Here is a 15,970-nt window from a genome sequence, read left to right as displayed (position 1 = left end):
CGCGATGCCCCACGCGCCGAACGTCATGTCCGCCGGCTCACGTACCGGCCGCACCGACCCCGGCACGGTGGAAGCCGTCAGAACGTGCCGCAGGGCGAGAGCCTCGACGCCCGCGTTCACCGCGGTTCCACGGTGCCCAGGCGGTATCCGGTCACCGTCTGCGGGGTGATGCGCAACAGGGTGTCGTGCGGCCCGTACGCCCAGCCGGGGAGCGTACGGAGGTAATGGGCGGCCTCGACCGGGTCGTCCACCGGCTCGGCCGGCCCCGAGACCGTGACGCTCCAGCCCGTGCCCGCGGGCAGCCGGATCTCGTCCGCTTGGTACGTCAGGACCCGCCGGCCGCCGACGACCTCCGCCTGCACCGGCGTACGGACGATCAGTCTCCCGTACTCCAGGACGTGGACGGCGGGCCGGACAAGGGCCTGGTCGCGCTGCATGTGGACGAGGCGTCCGTGACTGGCACCTTCGAGGAGCCAGAGTGCTTCCGCCCCCGACACCTCGGCCATACGGCGGCTGGTCGGGGTCGTCATCGCGCGGCCTCCCCAGCGACATGTCCCGCACCCTGCCGCCCGGGCACGGCGGGCAGTATCCCGGCGCCCCGCAGGTGGGCGCGGGCGGCTGCGATCGCCTCGGGCGTGCCGGCGAACTCGCGTCCGTCGAGACGCAGCAGGTCCAGAGCGCCGACGGAGTCGAACGCCCGGCGCTGACCGGGTCGTATCCCGGAGGTCATCACGACGATCCCGCGCCGGTTGAGCTTCTCGACGGCGTCCTTGAGGACGAGCGCGCCGGTCGCGTCGACGGTCGTGACGCGAGACATCCGCAGGATCACCACGCGGACGTCCGCCACCTCGGTCAGCTCCAGGAGGAAGCGGTGGGCGGCGGCGAAGAAGAGCGGCCCGTCGATCCGGTACGCCACGATGTGCTCGGCGAGCAGCGCGTGCTCCTCCGCGCTGTGCTCGCCCGGCAGATCGGCCCGGAAGTCGACCTCTGACAGGCGGGCCTGTTTGGCCACCGCGCGCAGGGCGAGGGCACCCGCGACGAGAAAGCCGATGACCACCGCGTACACGAGGTCCAGGGCCAGGGTGGCGACGGCGGTCAGGACCAGGACGACCGCGTCGGAGCGGGTGGCCCTGGCCATGGCGCGCAGCGAGCCGACCTCGACCATGCGGACAGCGGTCGCGAGGAGGACACCGGCGAGCGCGGCGAGGGGGATCTTCGACACGAGCGGCGCGGCGGCGAAGACGATGACGGCGAGGACCGCCGCGTGTGTCAGGGCTGCGAGCCGCGAGGACGCGCCGGTACGGACGTTCACCGCCGTACGGGCGATGGCGCCCGTCGCCGGGACGCCGCCGAACAGCGGCGCCGCGAGGTTCGCCAGGCCCTGGCCGAACAGCTCCCGGTCCGGGTCGTGCTTCTGCCCCACGGTCATGCCGTCGGCGACCTGCGCCGAGAGCAGCGACTCCAGGGCGGCGAGCGCGGCGACGGCGGCCGCGGGTGCGAGCAGCGAGCCCAGCTGGGACAGGTCGACGAAGCCGAGTGACGGGGCGGGGAGCCCGGCCGGCAGATCGCCGATCGGCGCCGCCTTGTCGAGGTGGAAGACCTGAGCGAGGACGGTCGCGGCGATCACCGCCACGATCGAGAAGGGGACGGTCGGCCGCCACCGGGCGCCGACCAGCATGACGGCGGCGACACCGAGCGCGAGGCCGAGGGCCGTCCAGTTCGGGGCCTTCACGAACTCCTCGATCGCCCGCCAGGTCACCGCCAGGACTCGGTCGCCTTCAGGTTTGGGGACGCCCAGGGCGCCGGGCACCTGCTGCAGCCCGATGACCAGCGCGATCCCGAGCGTGAAGCCTTCGACCACCGAGGCCGGGATGTACGCCATGTACCGGCCCGCTTTCGCCACGGCGAGACCGATCACGATCACGCCGGCGATGAGGCCGACCGTGAGAACCCCGCTCGGACCGTACTGCGCCACGATCGGGACCAGGACCACGGTCATGGCGCCGGTGGGCCCGGACACCTGGAGGTTCGAGCCGCCGAACAGCGCGGCGAGCGCCCCGGCCACGACCGCGGTCGCGAGTCCGGCCTCCGCGCCGAGCCCGGAGGAGACCCCGAAGCCGAGGGCGAGCGGCAGCGCCACGATGGCGACCGTCAGTCCCGCCAGCAGATCACGACGCGGGTTGCGGGCCATGGCGGTGAGATCGGCACGCACGGGCAGGAGAGAACGCGCCCTGTTCACGAACCTGTTCACCGGGTCGCGACCTCGGTCCCCCGCAGCTCCTGCAGGAGCTCGTTCTGCCCGGCGAGCATCTCGGTGAGGATGCGCCGGGCGGCCTGCATGAGGTCGGCGACGTCCCCGCCCGCCAGCCGGTAGACCACGGTCGCCCCCTCGCGGGTCGAGGCCACGATCCCCGATCGCCGGAGCACCGACAGCTGCTGTGACAGGGCCGGCGGCTCCACCTCTATCGCCGCAAGCAGGTCCCGCACCGCCATCGGCCCGTCCTGGAGGAGTTCGAGGACGCGGATCCGCACCGGGTGCCCCAGCATCCGGAAGAACTCGGCCTTGGCCTGGTACAGCGGAACCGACACGCTCGCACACTCTCCTTATCACCTCGCGTGAGCGAGGCGCGTTTGGCTGGGGCTGTGCCCGCGGCTACCTACGGACACAGCCAACCAATCATGTATCGAATTGCCAATTTATGCAATTCATAGAGATGTCTTGCCCATGGCCCATGGCGGGCCGATCAGGCCTTCTTGACCACGCTGGACTTGAGCTGCATCGGTCCGAAGCCGTCGACCTTGCAGTCGATGTCGTGCCCGTCGACCCCGTCGACGAGGCGGATGTTACGCACCTTGGTGCCGGCCTTGATGCCGCTGGGGCTCCCCTTGACCTTCAGCGTCTTGACGACGGTCACCGTGTCACCGTCGGCGAGGACGTTGCCGACGGAGTCCTTGATCACCTTCTCGCCGGGTGCGGCCGCTTCACCGGCGGCCTGGGAAGACCCCGACCACTCATGGCCGCATTCGGGGCAGACAAGGAGGGCGCCCATCTCGTAGGTGTAGGCGCTGGAGCACTCGGGACAAGGAGGGAGGTTCTCGTTCATGTGACGATTTTACGTCGGGCGATCCGCGCCTCCCCCCACGCTCCCCGGGAGGGGCCTCGCGTGCGGTCCGCCGGTGCCGACCGAGGCGCTCGCCGGGGATGCCGGGCGCGCGGCGCGCGCGACGAGCCCGGGCTCACGCAGCCGGCCAGGTGTTCGGGGGAGAAGTACGCCTTGTCCGCGCAGAGTTTGACGGGTCGGCGCCGCCCTGGCCCCCGGCGGGACCGGAGGGCGGTCATGCCGCGGCCGGGTGGCGTGAGGGGAAGCCGTCGCGGACAGCGCCCGCGGCCGGCATCGTGCCGTACGAACATCAGGTCACGTGAGGCGACCTCCGAGGTTGGATCGGTGCGGCCGACCTGGCGGCGCCAGCTCGTTCTTCGCGCGGTGACCCGCACGGGCTTCCTCGTCGATCCGCCTCGCGTGTTCGGGGCGCATCCCGGTCCGGCCGTCGACACCCTCGCGCAGGATGCCGGCGCGTCCGGCGTGCCGGTTGGTCTCGCCGAGGACGTGCACCATGATGGCGAACAGGTTCGTGTGGGGGCACGGCTCCGACCACCACGGCACGTGGCTCGGGGCGTCGAGGGAAGGCGCGTCGATCGTCGCGTCGGAGTGTTCCCACGTGCGCCGATAGAACGCGACGATCTGATCGCGGGTCTCGTCCCCGAAGGCCCAATGATCGCTGCCGTCGGAGTCCTGCCACCGGCACAGAGGCTCCGGGCAAGGCCGGTCGAAAGCCTCGCCGAAGCACCGGGCCTCGACGCTGGCCATGTGTTTGACCAGGCGAGGTTCATCGCCATCCAGCTCGGCTCGCACCACACCAGCGCACCCCGCTCGGCGAGGTACTGGTCGCCGGTTCGGGCTGAAGGACCGGATCAGCACCGTTCTTTGACGCACCGCCAGCAGATGCACGCGCAGCCGTGGCCGAGAAAGGCCGCGCGGATGTGAGAGCGGACTTCCCAGCGGATACGCGGTCGGCAACCTGGCTGATCTCGCTCGCGCGCCGGGGCAGCCGCATGGCAATGTGCGGGCATGAACCAGGCAGAGGTGTTGCTCATCGGCGGGCGCGCCGGTGTCGGCAAGACGACGGTGGGGTGGGAGGTCTCCGCGCGGCTGCGCGCCGCGAGGATCCCGCACTGTGTGATCGAAGGCGACTTCATGGGGCAGGTGCACCCAGCTCCGGAGGAGGACCCGCACCGGGAAAGGATCACCGAGCGCAATCTCACGGCACTGTGGGGGAACTACGCAGCACTCGGGCACCACCGCTTGATCTACACGAACACCGTGAGCGTGCTCCCCATGACCGAGGGCATGTTCCGGCGGGCCATGGGCACGCAGGTGAGGATGGTGCGCGTGCTGCTCACTGCCTCCGACGAGACGGCCCGGCAGCGGCTGACGGGCCGGGAGCTGGGCTCGGAGCTGGAGCAGGAACTGGCAAGCAGTGTCCGCAAGGCGCGGCTCCTGGACGAGCAGGCACCCGCGGACGTGTTGCGCGTCGTCACGGACGGGCGGTCCGTCGGCGACATCTCGCGCGAGGTGGTGGACGCCACCAACTGGCTGACCGAGAACGGCCACGGCACTGCCGTTCGGTTGGGTGACTGAGGAGCCTCGATGTCAGCCCCCGAGCCGGCAGTCGGCTACACCGAAGCCGAAGAACTGGATGTGCGCAGTCTGCCCGTGCGCTACTGCCGGTTGCGGACTGGCACGGGCGAACCGGTCGCCGAGCTGGAAGCACTCTCCTTCCGGCAGCGATTCGGTGCGTCGGCCGTTGCCGCGGAAGGCATCGGCGGCGTGGAGACCCAGCCGGAGTTCCGACGCCGGGGCCACATGAGCCGACTCCTCAGCCAGGCCCTGGCCGGCATGGCGAACAGGGTGGACGTCGCCTTCGTCTGCGACGGCATCGAGGGTGTGTACGAGAAGTTCGGGTTCGTCACTGCTGTCGCCGAAGGCCATCTGCTCGTCCCCGTACGGAACGTCGAACGCGCAGCGGGAGACTGCCTGGGTGCGGCTGTCCCGGGCGTCCACGAGGGCTCGCCCGCCGATCTTCCGGCGATGATCCGCCTGTACAACACCGCGCATGCCGAGCGGCCCTGGACCCATGAACGGCACTCAGGCTGGAACCGGCTCGTTCCCCAGGCCACGTGGAAGCCCGGATCGCGGACCCTGGTCCTGCGCACCGCTAGTACCCCCGTCGGCTATGCCGTGCTCGAAGGCCGGGCCTTCGGCGACCCCATCGGTTCGCTGACCGTGGACGAACTGGTAGCGAAGGACGCTGCCGCGGCGCGCCTGCTCCTCGTGGCGGTCGCCCGACTCTGCTGGCAGCGACGGCTCGGCGAATTCACCGTACGGGAGCCGGCCGACAGCCTCGCCGGTCGAGTGGCACGCCACATGGGCTGCACCTACCAGCAGAGATTCCCGCAGAGCGGCGGGATGATGGCCGCGATCCTGAACCGATGGGCTCTGCTCCACGATCTCGAACCAGAGCTGCGACGCCGAGCCGCCGGACATCACCCGCATGAGCTGTACGAAACGGCGTCCGATGCGCTGCGGCGGGGCACCCTGCTCCCCGACGACAAGGTGCTCATCCGGCTGCTTCTCGGCCACTGGTCGACCGATGACGCATACACGCACGGTGTGTCGATCCCCGAACAGTACGGGGACATCTGCGCGACCTGGTTCCCAGGGGGCGGCACCCCATCCCTGCCGACACCGTACGCACACCGCCTGGACCGCTACTAGAGCCCCTCCCCGCCCGCAGCAGCACGACAGACGCGGGCGAGCCCGTGCCTGATGCGGCACGAGTGCCCCCAGTCGCAGATCCTCAGGCGGTTCCCCTCGCTCCTGGCGCCGCAGTCGACGAGGCCACGTCCGGCCGCACCCTGGGAGGGAGCGGTGCGGCCGTCACGCGATCCAAGCGGGGAACCGGCGAGGAGGTTTGCCGGTCAGGACACTAGAGGGAGTTCAGGTCGACAGCGTCGGCCATCGCCTTGTAGCCGGCGTCCTTCATGTGGATCAGATCGGCGGAGACGTACTGCGCCGCGATCCGCTCAGGGTGCTCCGGGTCGGCCACCGCGCGGTCGAAGTCCACCACGCCGTCGTACGCGCCGCTGGTGCGGATCCACTGGTTGACCTCGCTGCGCACGCGGTCGCCGCGCTCGGTCCAGTACGCGAACCCCTGGTACGGCGGGAGGGTGGCGCCGATGACCTTCACGCCGCGGGCGTGGGCCTCCCGGATGAGCTCCTGGTGACCGGCGACGATCTGGGCCGACGTGACGAAGGGACTGGGCGTGGTGCAGCGGTCCTGGGGGCTGTCGGGCAGCACGATGTCGTTGGTGCCCTGCAGGACGATGACCGTACGCACGTCGCGGCGGCCCAGCACGTCGCGCCGGAACCGGGCGAGGGCGCTCTCGCCGAAGCACGGGGAGTCGTTGAGGACCTTGTTGCCGCCGATGCCCAGGTTCAGCACCGGGCGCGTACGGCCTTCGGCGACGAGACGATCGGCCAGCACGTCCGGGTAGCGGCGGTCGGCGCCGAAGGTCGAGCCCACGCCGTCGGTGAGGGAATCACCGAACGCGACGACCGCGTCGCGGCCACGGCCACCGCCGGGCGACTCCAACGGCTTCACGTCCACCCCGGCCAGGTAGTACCAGGACAGGCTCGGCTCCCCCGCGAACGCCTCCCCCGCCGCGTCGTCCAGATGGTCCCCCGACGCCCGGTACGTCAGCGTGTCGGCGAAGTTGTGGAAGGTCGCCGGCCCCGTACGGCCCCTGAAGTACAGCGTCACGGTGAGCTGCTCCAGAGCCCGTACGGGCAGGGCCACCGCATCGCTCGACAACTCACCGCCGGCCGGGACGCTCACCCCCTGCGCCCCGCCGAACCGCACCGTCCGCACCGACTCGGCCCGCGCCGCCGCGCCGCCGGCACTGCGGGCGATGGTCGCGCCGGTCACGCGCAGCGGGGCCGTCCCGTACACGTTGGAGAGGCGGATGCGCAGCCGGGATCCCTCCGCGCCGACGCGGATCACCTGCCGTACGGACTGGTTGTCGAACCCCTCCTCGGACCAGTTGGCGTACCAGTCGGTGTGGGTGGGGGCCTGCGGGGCGGTCGCCCAGGCACTGCGCCAGGGGGTGAACGCAGTCGAGTCGCCGGGGGCGGCGACGGCAGGCACGGCGGCAGTCATCAGGACGGCGGTCAGCGGGAGGGCGACGAGAAGCTTCTTTGCAGTCATGCCGCTATGACGCCCCGCACCGCGAGAACGTGACACGACGGTGCCTGCTTCATCGACGACCGCGCCGTCCGGCTCGTCGCCGCCTCCGCCGAGGGTATGGCAGGTGGCCGGCCCGCTCACCCGCCCCTGCGCCACCCTGAGCGCGGAGAACCGGCGTCAGCCTCAAGGACGTCCTGACCCGCTGTCCCGAACCGGCGTGGGCGCCATCGCGCTCTCGATGAGGGCCTGCGCACCGGCCTCGCCCTCAGCCGGCTCGGCGTGACCTCGCCGTGCCGTTCGTCATGTCGAACATTTCAGGTCCAGTCCCCCGCGATCAGGAATGTGTCGAGTGTGAACGCCTCCGGGCGCTGTAATCGCTTCCCGGAGGCGCCCACCTGTAACGGTCGAATTCCTGCGATGAACCCACTGGATTACGACGCGGCCCTTTCGCGTCATCCACGCTCTTGACCGACTCGCACGCCGCGCCACCATGGACGCGCCTATCTGGTTCGAAGCTTGCTCACCAACCCGACGCCGACGGCGGCCAGCCCGATCTGGATGAGCCACTCGATCCAGTCCACCCCACTCGTGTCGTCGACCCCCGCCGCATGGGCGATGGCCGAACCGCCCAGAGCCGCACCTATGCCGATCAGGATCGTCAGCCAGATCGGCACGTGCTGCCGACCAGGCAGTAGCAGCCGCCCGAGCACGCCGATGATCGTTCCAATCACAAGTGCGCTGAGGATGCCCGAGACCTCCATGAGCCCACCTCTCTCCTGCTCACTGGTTAACGGCGCAACTTCCCGGCAGATTGCGAAACATGCACCAGTAACCGAATGGCCACTTTCCGTCACCGCAGCTGTCGTGGTGACCTTCGGACGCAGGGGATATGGTGGAATTTGAGATAAGTGCACAAAAATGCAAGCTTACTTTGGCGGTGAACCGTCACGAATGACACCGGCAAGCGCAAGAGGGACGACCCCGAAGAGCGAGAGCCCGAAACCGACACCGGAACCGATAGCGATTCCACAACCGAAGACGATCCGGACTCGGAGGCGGAGCCCGAAGGCCCCCGAGGAGTGGACCGCGTCCCCGCCGCGGACGCCGTACGGTACGCCGTCGAGCAGCTCACCGAGCTGCTGGGCCGGAGCCCCGAATCCGTGTCGGCCCTGAGGCCGACGAAGGACGGATGGACCGCACAGGTCGAAGTGCTCGAGATCGAACGAATTCCGGAGACCACCAGCGTCCTGGCAAGTTACGAGGTTGCGCTCGGCGCGGACGGGCAGTTGCTGGGATACGAACGCGGCAAGCGATACACGCGTGCTCAGGTCGACGACAACGGCAACTGAGCCTGCCGCCCCTCAAGCCGAGGGAGGAGATCGTGTCTGTAGTGCAGCAGGGCGGCGGGATGCCGGGCCAAGGCGGCGGTACGGGAAATCTCTACGACGTACTGGACCTGATCCTCGATCGGGGCCTGGTCATCGACGCATTCGTGCGCGTGTCCCTGGTCGGGATCGAGATCGCGAAAATCGACGCACGTGTCGTCGTGGCGAGTGTCGACACCTATCTCCGCTTCGCAGAGGCCTGCAACCGCCTGGACCTGGAAAGCGGGAGGAAGGCCCCTGCCCAACTCTCGGATGTCATGGAGAAGACGGCAGAGGGCGGAGCGAAGGGCAAAACCAAGGGTGCGCTGACGGGGGCCGTGGAGGCCTTCACGGAATCCCTCACCGGTCGTGACAGCGAGGAGCGGGAGAAGGAGCCTCGCCGCCGCAGCGAGAAGCGGGATGACCGCCCTCGCAGCTCTGAGCGAAGTTCCGCTCGGCGATCTTCCGAGGACGGAGAGTGACGATGTCTCTCTACGTCTATGCCATCACGAAGTCGTCGCACCCCCTCCGCCTGGACGGTCTGAACGGCGTCGGCGAGGGCGAGTCGCCCGTCCGGGCAGTACGCGGGACCAAGCTCTGCGCCGTGGTGAGCCAAGCACCGGAGGACGTCACCGTCTCCCGCTCCGACCTCGAGGCCCATCACGCGGTGCAGGAGCGGTTGTGGAACGACGGCACCATGCTGCCTTTGGGTTTCGGCTTCGTCGCCGAGGACGAGGACGCCGTCCTCGCCGTACTCGGGGAAGGAGCCGAACAGTTCGAGGAGCGCCTCGAAGAGCTGACCGATCGTGTGGAGTTCAACGCCAAAGGGGTCCAGGAAGAGGAGGCGATCCTGCGGCAGATCGTGGACGAGTCGGAGCAGATCCGGCAACTCAACGAGACGACGCGTGAAGGCGGCGGCACCTACGAGGAGCGGCTGGAACTCGGCAGACTGCTCAATGACGAAGTACTGGCCCGCCAGACGGCACTCGCCGAGAACGTTCTGGCAGCGTTGAGGCCGCACGCCTATGCGGAACGCTTGGCGGAACCGTCCCAGCAGTACTTCCTGAGCGCCTCGTTCTTGGTCGACCGGCAGGGGGTGGAGGAATTCACGCAGGCGGCTGAGGACGCAACGGAGGAGCTGCCCGAGGGAGTCGAGGTCCGCATCCGGGGACCGCTTCCTCCGTACAGCTTCGCCTGACCGGCCGGGCACTGGACGAACCGCAGGGTCCGGGCACTGGACGAACCGCAGGCGCCGGGCACTGGAAGCACCGCCAGGGGTCGGGCGCTGGACGAACCGCAGGGGCCGGGCACTGGAAGAACCGCAGGGAGAGACCGTGGGATTGGTGACGGAGATCGTGGCACTGCCGGCCGCGCCGTTCCGAGCTGTGTCGTGGGTGCTGGACAAAGTGGTGCGCGCCGCTGAGCGGGAGTACTACGACCCCGGCCCGGTCCAGGACGCACTCGCCGCTCTCGAACGGGAACGGCAGGAGGGCAGCATCGACGACGAGGAGTTCGAGGAGCGCGAACAGCAACTCATGAAGCGTCTCGAGGAGATCCGGGCCTACCAGCTCGGCCAGGCCGGATCGGACGGCATGTAGCGATGGGCCCGGCTCAGAACAGGGCGCGGGCCCAGCTGAGGTGAGGAGAGAAGCGTCATCATGGACAACGCCAAGATCGGCACCGCTCTGATCGGTGGTTACGTGCTGGGGCGCACGAAGAAGGCGAAGCTCGCGCTCGGGCTTGCGATGGCGTTGGCGGGGTCGCGGATCAAGCCCGGACAGTTGGGGAGATCGCTCGCGCACTCACCGTTCCTCAACAACGTCAACCAGCAGGTCCGAGGCGAACTGGTGACAGCGGGAAAGGCGGCGGCCACAACAGTGCTCAACGCCAAGGCCGAGCACCTGGCCGACGCGCTGCACAACCGGACCGAAGGCATACGCGGCGGGAAGCAGCACGCGGACGAGGAAGACCGCGCTGAGCCCCCGCAGGACGAAGCAGACGTACCGGACGAGGAGCGGGCAGAGCCGGGGGACGGCGAGAACGGCGCCGTTGAGGAGAACGCGGCCGACGACTCCGAGCCTCCGCCCCGCGCAGAGAAGGGCAAGACCGGGGAACGGGAAGAGGGCAGCAAGCCCCGTGCGCGGCGCACGGCCTCCTCCTCGAGCCGCAGCACCGCCACGCCGGCGAAGAAGGCAGAAGGAACGGCGAAGCGATCGACGCACAGGACGTCCTCGTCCGGAGCATCGAAGAGCGCCCGTTCCGGCGGCACCGGGAGGCGGGACGATGGTTGACGAGGGAAGGGCTGCGGAACGGGGAGCGAAGAGCGGCAGGGACGCCACCCGTGCATCCGGCGGATCCGGAGCGCAGGGGATGTTGGAGCGGAACCCCGGCGCCAACCGCCTGGCGGAGGAGTTCGAGTCCTACGTACAGGCACGCATCGAGCGGGCACTCACCGGTGTCGGTCACCGCATCAGCGGAGCGGCGGGAAAGGTGGGCTCAGGGCACATCGGCCCACGCGCCCTCCTCCACGGGGCCGGCGGCCAAGGCAGGAAGCTGGTCGAGCACGTCACGCCTGACAAGGCGTCGCTCGTCTCGAAGGCCTCCCACATCGCGGAAACGGCTTCCCACGCCAAGGACCGACTGTCCCATGCCAAGGACACCGCCGCGCACACCAAGGACCTGCTGGTGGACAAGGTGACTCCCGGCAGCTCGGACGAGCCGCGCTCCTCCGCCGCGAACGCGGGTCAGAAAAGTTTGACGATCATCGAGGACATCGACATCGGGGTCCCGGTCGAAGAGGCGTACAACCAGTGGACCCAGTTCCAGGAGTTCAGCCGGTTCGCCAAGGGCGTCGTCTCCGTCGATCAGCAGGACGACACGACCACCCAGTGGCAAGTGAAGGTCGCCAAGTCGAACCGTGCCTGGAAGGCGACCATCACTGAGCAGGTCCCCGACGAGCGCATCGCCTGGACGGCGGAGGGCGCCAAGGGCACCACCAGGGGCGTGGTCACGTTCCACCCGCTGGGCGAGAACCTGACGAAGGTCCTGCTGGTCATGGAGTACTACCCGAAGGGGATCGTCGAGAAGGCGGGCAGTCTGGTGCGGGCACAGGGCCGACGGGCCAGGCTCGACCTCAAGGCCTTCCGCACGTTCGTGATGATGAAGGGCGAGGCGACGGGCAGCTGGCGCGGTGAGGTCCACGGCGGCAAGGTCGTCGCCGGCCCGGACGAGGAGGAGGACGAGAGCCCGCGGGAGGCGGCCTCCGAAGACGAGGAGGACGAGGGCCCGCGGGACGCGACCCCCGAGGACGAGGAGGACGAGACGGAGGGCGAGTCCGCCTACGAGGACACCGACGGGTACGACGAGGACGGGGACGAGTACGAGGACGAGTACGAGGCCGGGGAACCCGAAGAGGAGGAGGACGAGGAGGACGAGGAAGACGAGGCGGATGAGTACGACGACGAAGCGGAGGACACGGAGGCCCAATACGAGGACGACGAGGAAGCGGACGAAGAACCCCGCGCCCGTCGAAGCCGCAAGAGCTGACGTCCAGGGAGCGAGGTCGAATCCGTCGTGGCTGCATCGGACCCCGCCGGCCCCTCGGTCGCACGCCCGTTGTCCCCGTACGGGCAGACACAGGGCGCAAACCTCGCGGACATCCTCGAACGAGTACTCGACAAAGGCATCGTCATCGTCGGGGACATCAGGATCAACCTGCTCGACATCGAGCTACTGACCATCCGGCTCCGACTTCTGGTCGCCTCGATCGACAAGGCGAGGGAGATCGGCATCGACTGGTGGGAGCGCGATCCCGCCCTCTCCTCGCGGGCCGAACCCCGGCAGGAACTGGAGGAGGAGAACGCACGGCTGCGCGCCGAGGTCGAGGCACTTCGCGCGCGGCCCAGGTCCCGGTCCGAACTGCCGGAGGGGTCCACAGGCCGTCGGCGGCGTGCGCCCGCCCCGGAGACAGAACCCCGGGCTGCAGGCGAGCGCAGGACCAAACGGCGGGAGACGGAAGGCAGGAGGGCCCGGCCCCGCAGGGACGCTGACGTGGACGTCGAGACGGACATCGAAACGGATACCGATACCGATACCGAGTCAGAGAAGCGCCGGGACTGACGTCATGGACGGAGAGCTCAGCTACGCGTACGCCGTAGTACGCCCGACCGCGACCCTGGCGGAGGGCCCTTTGACAGGCATCACCGGCGTCGCCTCCGGCGAGGTGCGACTGGTGGGGGCGGGACCCCTGGCTGCCGCTGTCGGTTCCGTGCCGCAGAGCGACTTCTCCGAGGCGGCTCTGAAGGTCCGCTTGGAGGACCTGGACTGGCTCGAGCAGGTGGCCAGGGCTCACCACGGAGTCGTGGAGTTCCTCGCAGCGCGCACCACCGTGCTGCCCCTCCGACTTGCGACGGTCTACATGGACGACGACCGGGTACGCGGCGTACTTCAGCAGGGCGAGGACACGTTCACGCACATGCTGGACCGGTTCGCCGATCACGTGGAGTGGGGAGTGAAGGTCTATGCCGAGGCCCCGCGGGGCCCTGCTGCACCCGACGACGCCGACCAAGAGGTCGCCGACCCCGGGCGCGCCTACCTGCGCCGGCGCCGGCAGCAGCGCGAGGAGCGCGGAGCTGCCTGGTCCGAAGCGGCCGAAGCTGTGCGCAGGATCGAGGCAGAGGCGGGCGAGGTCGCCGTGGAGCTGGCACGGCACCGCCCGCAGCAGGGTCAACTGGCGGTCGGCCCAGGGGAGAACGTCGCCAACGACTCGTACCTCGTGCCGGACCGCCGGTCCGACGAGTTCTGTGAACGCGTCCGGCGTGCGACGCGGGATCTTCGAGGCGTACGGGTCGAGATCACCGGGCCATGGGCGCCGTACTCCTTCGCGGTGCTCACGGAACCTGAGGCGCAAGGGGAGGCGCGAAGGCCGTGACGGCTCACGACGAGGCGGGTCTCCCCCAGCGGCAGGTGGCCCTGATCGACCTCCTGGACCGGCTGCTGAGCGGGGGCGTCGTCCTGAGCGGCGATCTGGTCCTGTCGATCGCGGACATCGACCTGGTGAGAATCGCCTTGCGGGCCGTCATCGTCGCCGTCCAGGAGGACGGACGATGGGCCCTCACCAGCACCATGCCGGGTGCCGCGCACGAGTCGGGGGGCGCCAACGGTGACCGAACCCCGTGACCGCACCGTACGCGCCGAGCCCGACCGGCGGCGCGAGGTCGCCGACGCCGCGCGGCGGGCCTTCGCCCTGCTGCCGGCGCGCGCGGACGACCTGTCGAGCGTCAACCGCCGTACACAGGAGCCCGCCCGCCGTCTCCGCGCAGACCCCGAAACCGTGGAGCGGGACCTCGTCACCCTCGTGCTGACCATCGTCGAGCTGCTGCGCCAGCTCATGGAACGCCAAGCACTGCACCGCGTGGACCAAGGCGACCTCACGGAGGAGCAGGAGGAAAGGCTCGGCCTGACGCTGATGCTCCTCCACGACCGGATGATCGAACTCTGCGAGCACTACGGCCTGACCCTGGACGACCTCAACCTCGACCTCGGCCCCCTCGGCACGCTCCTGCCGCCCTGACGGGCGGTCGTTTCGTAGCGGACCGCGCGCCTGTCGACGGAAGGCATGCCCCGCTGCGGGAGCGGGCACTAGCGAGCTGGAGCCTCGCGAGTGGGAGTTGTTCTCCCGAGGCCCATCGGCGGAAATGGAACGACAGAGGACGCGCAGCAATGAGCCGCAAGGCGAAAGTTCGAGGCAGGGTCGAGCAAGCTGCCGGAAAAGCGATCCGAAAAGCCGCCCATGCGAGGCGCCACGACATAATCGCGGCCATGGGCGGGACCTTGGAGGCCGTGGGCAAGGCCAGGAGACTCAAGGCAAAGGGCAAGGACTCCCTCTCCCCCAAGAAGTGATGCTCGGTGGTGAGTGGCGGACGCACGACAGGCCGCCGCCTCATAGTGCCTACGCGTTGGAGACGCGCGCGTGCACACAGGCCGGGCTCCGGCCAAGACGGGCGCACCGGCCGTCGGCAGGCAACCGATGCCCCGGTCCGGTCCGGTCCGGTCCGGTCCAACAGGCAACCAAGGCCCGGCGGACCTGAGGGCTTCCCGGGAGCTGAAGGCTTCCGGGTCGGTGTCAGTGGCCGAGCTTGCGCTTCAGCTCAGCCTTGTTCATGTTGGATCGGCCGTGCAGGTTGCGGCGCTTGGCCTCGTTGTAGAGCTGGTCGTACGTGGGGCCTTCCGAGCCGCTGTGGGACCGCTCTCCACCGCGCTTGGAGGAGGACTTGTCCTGGGTCGAGCTCTTGCTCGATGTCTTGGACTCTCCCGAGCGCGCCCGTTCCTTGTTCACCGTACGGGCCGCGATCTCCTTCGCCCGCTTCGTGCTCTCTCCGCGGCTCTCTGCGCTCTCCTTGATGTGCTCGTACTGTCGTTCACGCTTGGAACTGGACCCACGGGGCATGATGGCTCTCCCTTCTGACCTGTCTCACGGATGACGCATGTCGGCGGGATCCACCGGGAGCTCGTCGAGGGGCTCGCCGCGCACCGCCGCATCGCTCGGCGTCGGCGCGCTGATCCCGCTGGCCTGCTCGTCTGGCGGCATACTGTCGGACGGTGCGATCCGACCTCGCCAGCCGCCCGTCTCCTGTCCGCGTTCCTCCATGAAGCCTTTGAAGCGTTTCAGGTCGCCCTTGACCCTGCGGCCGAGGACGCCGAGGGCGTCCGCAGCCCTCTCGGCCACGCCTTCGGACTCCACGTCCATGGCGAGGCTCACCCGCGTGTGCATCTCATCCAGCCGTTCGAAGCTGACCACGCCCTTCTGCTTGACGTCGCCACCGACCGTGCGCCAGGCAATGCGGTCGTCCGGGCGCTGATCGACTATCTCCGTGTCGAACTCTCGCTCGGCGCCGCCGACTTTGGTATGCCAGTGACAGTGCCGGTCATCCAGTTGGCGAACGTCTTCCACGCCGGCCATGAAGTTCGGGAAATCCTCGAACTGCGTCCACTGGTTGTAGACATGCCTCAGCGGCGCATCCACATCAATGGACTGCTTCACCGTGCTCACAGCGAACTCCCGCGCAGACGGTTCCTGGCATTCCGCGCCTACCCGAACCAAGTCACGTCAATCGCTTACGCGGAGGCGCGTCAAGGCGCCACCGATTCCAGTGCCTCCACGGAACATCCGGTGCGCGGCGGTGCCCCCGTACGCCGGCCGTCCAGAGCGGCCCACGATGAGGTGCGGGCCGGCCGACACGTAGAGGTCCTCGCAATGAGGCCTGGCCCACCCCTGTGTGGCGGCTTCGTCATGCCGCCGC

General features: G+C 69.2%; 22 protein-coding genes. 13 read left to right on the top strand and 9 right to left on the bottom strand.

Annotation, left to right across the window (positions count from 1 at the left end):
* Positions 1-116: 116 nt before the first annotated feature.
* The 5 genes from ABT041_RS16560 to ABT041_RS16540 form a co-directional block, all read right to left on the bottom strand.
* Positions 117-530, bottom strand: coding sequence for a pyridoxamine 5'-phosphate oxidase family protein (locus tag ABT041_RS16560; RefSeq protein WP_351184577.1), 414 nt, complete (start codon positions 528-530; stop codon positions 117-119).
* Entirely contained in the window at positions 527-2,191 is a 1,665-nt protein-coding gene (locus ABT041_RS16555) for a SulP family inorganic anion transporter (protein WP_351184816.1), read from the bottom strand. Before ABT041_RS16555 ends, ABT041_RS16560 begins: the two co-directional genes overlap by 4 nt.
* A gap of 56 nt (positions 2,192-2,247) precedes the next feature.
* The gene (locus ABT041_RS16550) at positions 2,248-2,589 is read right to left on the bottom strand and encodes an ArsR/SmtB family transcription factor (protein WP_351184575.1); all 342 of its coding nucleotides are present in this window, start codon (positions 2,587-2,589) and stop codon (positions 2,248-2,250) included.
* Positions 2,590-2,744: 155 nt separating this feature from the next.
* Positions 2,745-3,104 (bottom strand): zinc ribbon domain-containing protein YjdM, encoded by a 360-nt coding sequence (locus ABT041_RS16545; RefSeq protein ID WP_351184573.1) that lies wholly within the window; start codon positions 3,102-3,104, stop codon positions 2,745-2,747.
* A gap of 312 nt (positions 3,105-3,416) precedes the next feature.
* Positions 3,417-3,914, bottom strand: a complete 498-nt coding sequence (locus ABT041_RS16540; RefSeq protein WP_502976500.1) for a mycothiol transferase — start codon at positions 3,912-3,914, stop codon at positions 3,417-3,419.
* A 216-nt stretch (positions 3,915-4,130) separates the two neighbouring features.
* Here ABT041_RS16540 and ABT041_RS16535 point away from each other — a divergent pair, with 216 nt between their 5' ends.
* Together ABT041_RS16535 and ABT041_RS16530 are read left to right on the top strand one after the other, a co-directional pair.
* Positions 4,131-4,700: a P-loop nucleotide/nucleoside kinase family protein gene (locus tag ABT041_RS16535; RefSeq protein WP_351184571.1), complete on the top strand. Its 570-nt coding sequence runs from the start codon at positions 4,131-4,133 to the stop codon at positions 4,698-4,700.
* A 9-nt stretch (positions 4,701-4,709) separates the two neighbouring features.
* Positions 4,710-5,837, top strand: coding sequence for a GNAT family N-acetyltransferase (locus tag ABT041_RS16530; RefSeq protein WP_351184569.1), 1,128 nt, complete (start codon positions 4,710-4,712; stop codon positions 5,835-5,837).
* Between the two features lie 211 nt (positions 5,838-6,048).
* Here ABT041_RS16530 and ABT041_RS16525 read toward each other — a convergent pair whose 3' ends face one another.
* On the bottom strand, positions 6,049-7,326 hold the full coding sequence (locus ABT041_RS16525; RefSeq protein WP_351184567.1) for an SGNH/GDSL hydrolase family protein: 1,278 nt from the start codon (positions 7,324-7,326) through the stop codon (positions 6,049-6,051).
* 479 nt (positions 7,327-7,805) lie between these two features.
* Positions 7,806-8,066, bottom strand: a complete 261-nt coding sequence (locus tag ABT041_RS16520; protein WP_351184565.1) for a GlsB/YeaQ/YmgE family stress response membrane protein — start codon at positions 8,064-8,066, stop codon at positions 7,806-7,808.
* A 318-nt stretch (positions 8,067-8,384) separates the two neighbouring features.
* On the opposite strand from ABT041_RS16520, the gene ABT041_RS16515 reads away from it, so the two are divergent.
* The 11 genes from ABT041_RS16515 (at position 8,385) to ABT041_RS16465 (ending at position 14,570) form a co-directional block, all read left to right on the top strand.
* Entirely contained in the window at positions 8,385-8,654 is a 270-nt protein-coding gene (locus ABT041_RS16515) for a gas vesicle protein GvpO (protein ID WP_351184563.1), read from the top strand.
* Positions 8,655-8,686: 32 nt separating this feature from the next.
* A complete protein-coding gene (gene gvpJ, locus ABT041_RS16510; protein WP_502976499.1) occupies positions 8,687-9,151 on the top strand; it encodes a gas vesicle protein GvpJ in 465 nt (154 codons plus the stop codon).
* A gap of 2 nt (positions 9,152-9,153) precedes the next feature.
* A complete protein-coding gene (locus ABT041_RS16505) occupies positions 9,154-9,867 on the top strand; it encodes a GvpL/GvpF family gas vesicle protein (protein WP_351184561.1) in 714 nt (237 codons plus the stop codon).
* 136 nt (positions 9,868-10,003) lie between these two features.
* A complete protein-coding gene (locus ABT041_RS16500; RefSeq protein ID WP_351184559.1) occupies positions 10,004-10,267 on the top strand; it encodes a gas vesicle protein GvpG in 264 nt (87 codons plus the stop codon).
* 60 nt (positions 10,268-10,327) lie between these two features.
* Positions 10,328-10,960: an ABC transporter substrate-binding protein gene (locus ABT041_RS16495; RefSeq protein ID WP_351184557.1), complete on the top strand. Its 633-nt coding sequence runs from the start codon at positions 10,328-10,330 to the stop codon at positions 10,958-10,960.
* 79 nt (positions 10,961-11,039) lie between these two features.
* The gene (locus tag ABT041_RS16490) at positions 11,040-12,215 is read left to right on the top strand and encodes an SRPBCC family protein (RefSeq protein WP_351184555.1); all 1,176 of its coding nucleotides are present in this window, start codon (positions 11,040-11,042) and stop codon (positions 12,213-12,215) included.
* Between the two features lie 27 nt (positions 12,216-12,242).
* Positions 12,243-12,788, top strand: a complete 546-nt coding sequence (locus tag ABT041_RS16485; protein WP_502976498.1) for a gas vesicle protein — start codon at positions 12,243-12,245, stop codon at positions 12,786-12,788.
* A gap of 4 nt (positions 12,789-12,792) precedes the next feature.
* Complete coding sequence (locus ABT041_RS16480) at positions 12,793-13,599, top strand: GvpL/GvpF family gas vesicle protein (protein WP_351184553.1); 807 nt, start codon at positions 12,793-12,795, stop codon at positions 13,597-13,599.
* The gene (locus ABT041_RS16475) at positions 13,596-13,847 is read left to right on the top strand and encodes a gas vesicle protein (protein ID WP_351184551.1); all 252 of its coding nucleotides are present in this window, start codon (positions 13,596-13,598) and stop codon (positions 13,845-13,847) included. The genes ABT041_RS16480 and ABT041_RS16475 overlap by 4 nt, the downstream gene beginning before the upstream one ends.
* Entirely contained in the window at positions 13,831-14,241 is a 411-nt protein-coding gene (locus tag ABT041_RS16470; RefSeq protein ID WP_351184549.1) for a gas vesicle protein K, read from the top strand. Before ABT041_RS16475 ends, ABT041_RS16470 begins: the two co-directional genes overlap by 17 nt.
* A 149-nt stretch (positions 14,242-14,390) precedes the next feature.
* Positions 14,391-14,570: a hypothetical protein gene (locus ABT041_RS16465; RefSeq protein ID WP_351184547.1), complete on the top strand. Its 180-nt coding sequence runs from the start codon at positions 14,391-14,393 to the stop codon at positions 14,568-14,570.
* A 223-nt stretch (positions 14,571-14,793) separates the two neighbouring features.
* On the opposite strand, the gene ABT041_RS16460 is transcribed toward ABT041_RS16465, so the two are convergent.
* Positions 14,794-15,117 carry a plasmid stabilization protein gene (locus tag ABT041_RS16460; protein WP_351184545.1) on the bottom strand — a complete coding sequence of 108 codons (324 nt, stop codon included), beginning with the start codon at positions 15,115-15,117 and terminating at the stop codon, positions 14,794-14,796.
* Between the two features lie 24 nt (positions 15,118-15,141).
* Positions 15,142-15,720 (bottom strand): SRPBCC family protein, encoded by a 579-nt coding sequence (locus tag ABT041_RS16455; RefSeq protein ID WP_351184543.1) that lies wholly within the window; start codon positions 15,718-15,720, stop codon positions 15,142-15,144.
* Positions 15,721-15,970 lie beyond the last annotated feature (250 nt).

The sequence above is a fragment of the Streptomyces sp. NPDC002825 genome, from assembly GCF_040295385.1.
Taxonomy (GTDB): domain Bacteria; phylum Actinomycetota; class Actinomycetes; order Streptomycetales; family Streptomycetaceae; genus Streptomyces.
This window is presented reverse-complemented; position numbering and strand designations above follow the sequence as displayed.

Excerpts from the sequence above, each read along its gene's own strand:
- ABT041_RS16465 (WP_351184547.1), top strand. The coding sequence starts at position 14,391 with ATGAGCCGCAAGGCGAAAGTTCGAGGCAGGGTCGAGCAAGCTGCCGGA.
- ABT041_RS16555 (WP_351184816.1), bottom strand. The coding sequence starts at position 2,191 with ATGGCCCGCAACCCGCGTCGTGATCTGCTGGCGGGACTGACGGTCGCC.
- ABT041_RS16530 (WP_351184569.1), top strand. The coding sequence starts at position 4,710 with ATGTCAGCCCCCGAGCCGGCAGTCGGCTACACCGAAGCCGAAGAACTG.
- ABT041_RS16535 (WP_351184571.1), top strand. The coding sequence starts at position 4,131 with ATGAACCAGGCAGAGGTGTTGCTCATCGGCGGGCGCGCCGGTGTCGGC.
- ABT041_RS16495 (WP_351184557.1), top strand. The coding sequence starts at position 10,328 with ATGGACAACGCCAAGATCGGCACCGCTCTGATCGGTGGTTACGTGCTG.
- ABT041_RS16545 (WP_351184573.1), bottom strand. The coding sequence starts at position 3,104 with ATGAACGAGAACCTCCCTCCTTGTCCCGAGTGCTCCAGCGCCTACACC.
- ABT041_RS16520 (WP_351184565.1), bottom strand. The coding sequence starts at position 8,066 with ATGGAGGTCTCGGGCATCCTCAGCGCACTTGTGATTGGAACGATCATC.
- ABT041_RS16480 (WP_351184553.1), top strand. The coding sequence starts at position 12,793 with ATGGACGGAGAGCTCAGCTACGCGTACGCCGTAGTACGCCCGACCGCG.
- ABT041_RS16560 (WP_351184577.1), bottom strand. The coding sequence starts at position 530 with ATGACGACCCCGACCAGCCGCCGTATGGCCGAGGTGTCGGGGGCGGAA.
- ABT041_RS16525 (WP_351184567.1), bottom strand. The coding sequence starts at position 7,326 with ATGACTGCAAAGAAGCTTCTCGTCGCCCTCCCGCTGACCGCCGTCCTG.
- ABT041_RS16460 (WP_351184545.1), bottom strand. The coding sequence starts at position 15,117 with ATGCCCCGTGGGTCCAGTTCCAAGCGTGAACGACAGTACGAGCACATC.
- ABT041_RS16505 (WP_351184561.1), top strand. The coding sequence starts at position 9,154 with ATGTCTCTCTACGTCTATGCCATCACGAAGTCGTCGCACCCCCTCCGC.
- ABT041_RS16490 (WP_351184555.1), top strand. The coding sequence starts at position 11,040 with ATGTTGGAGCGGAACCCCGGCGCCAACCGCCTGGCGGAGGAGTTCGAG.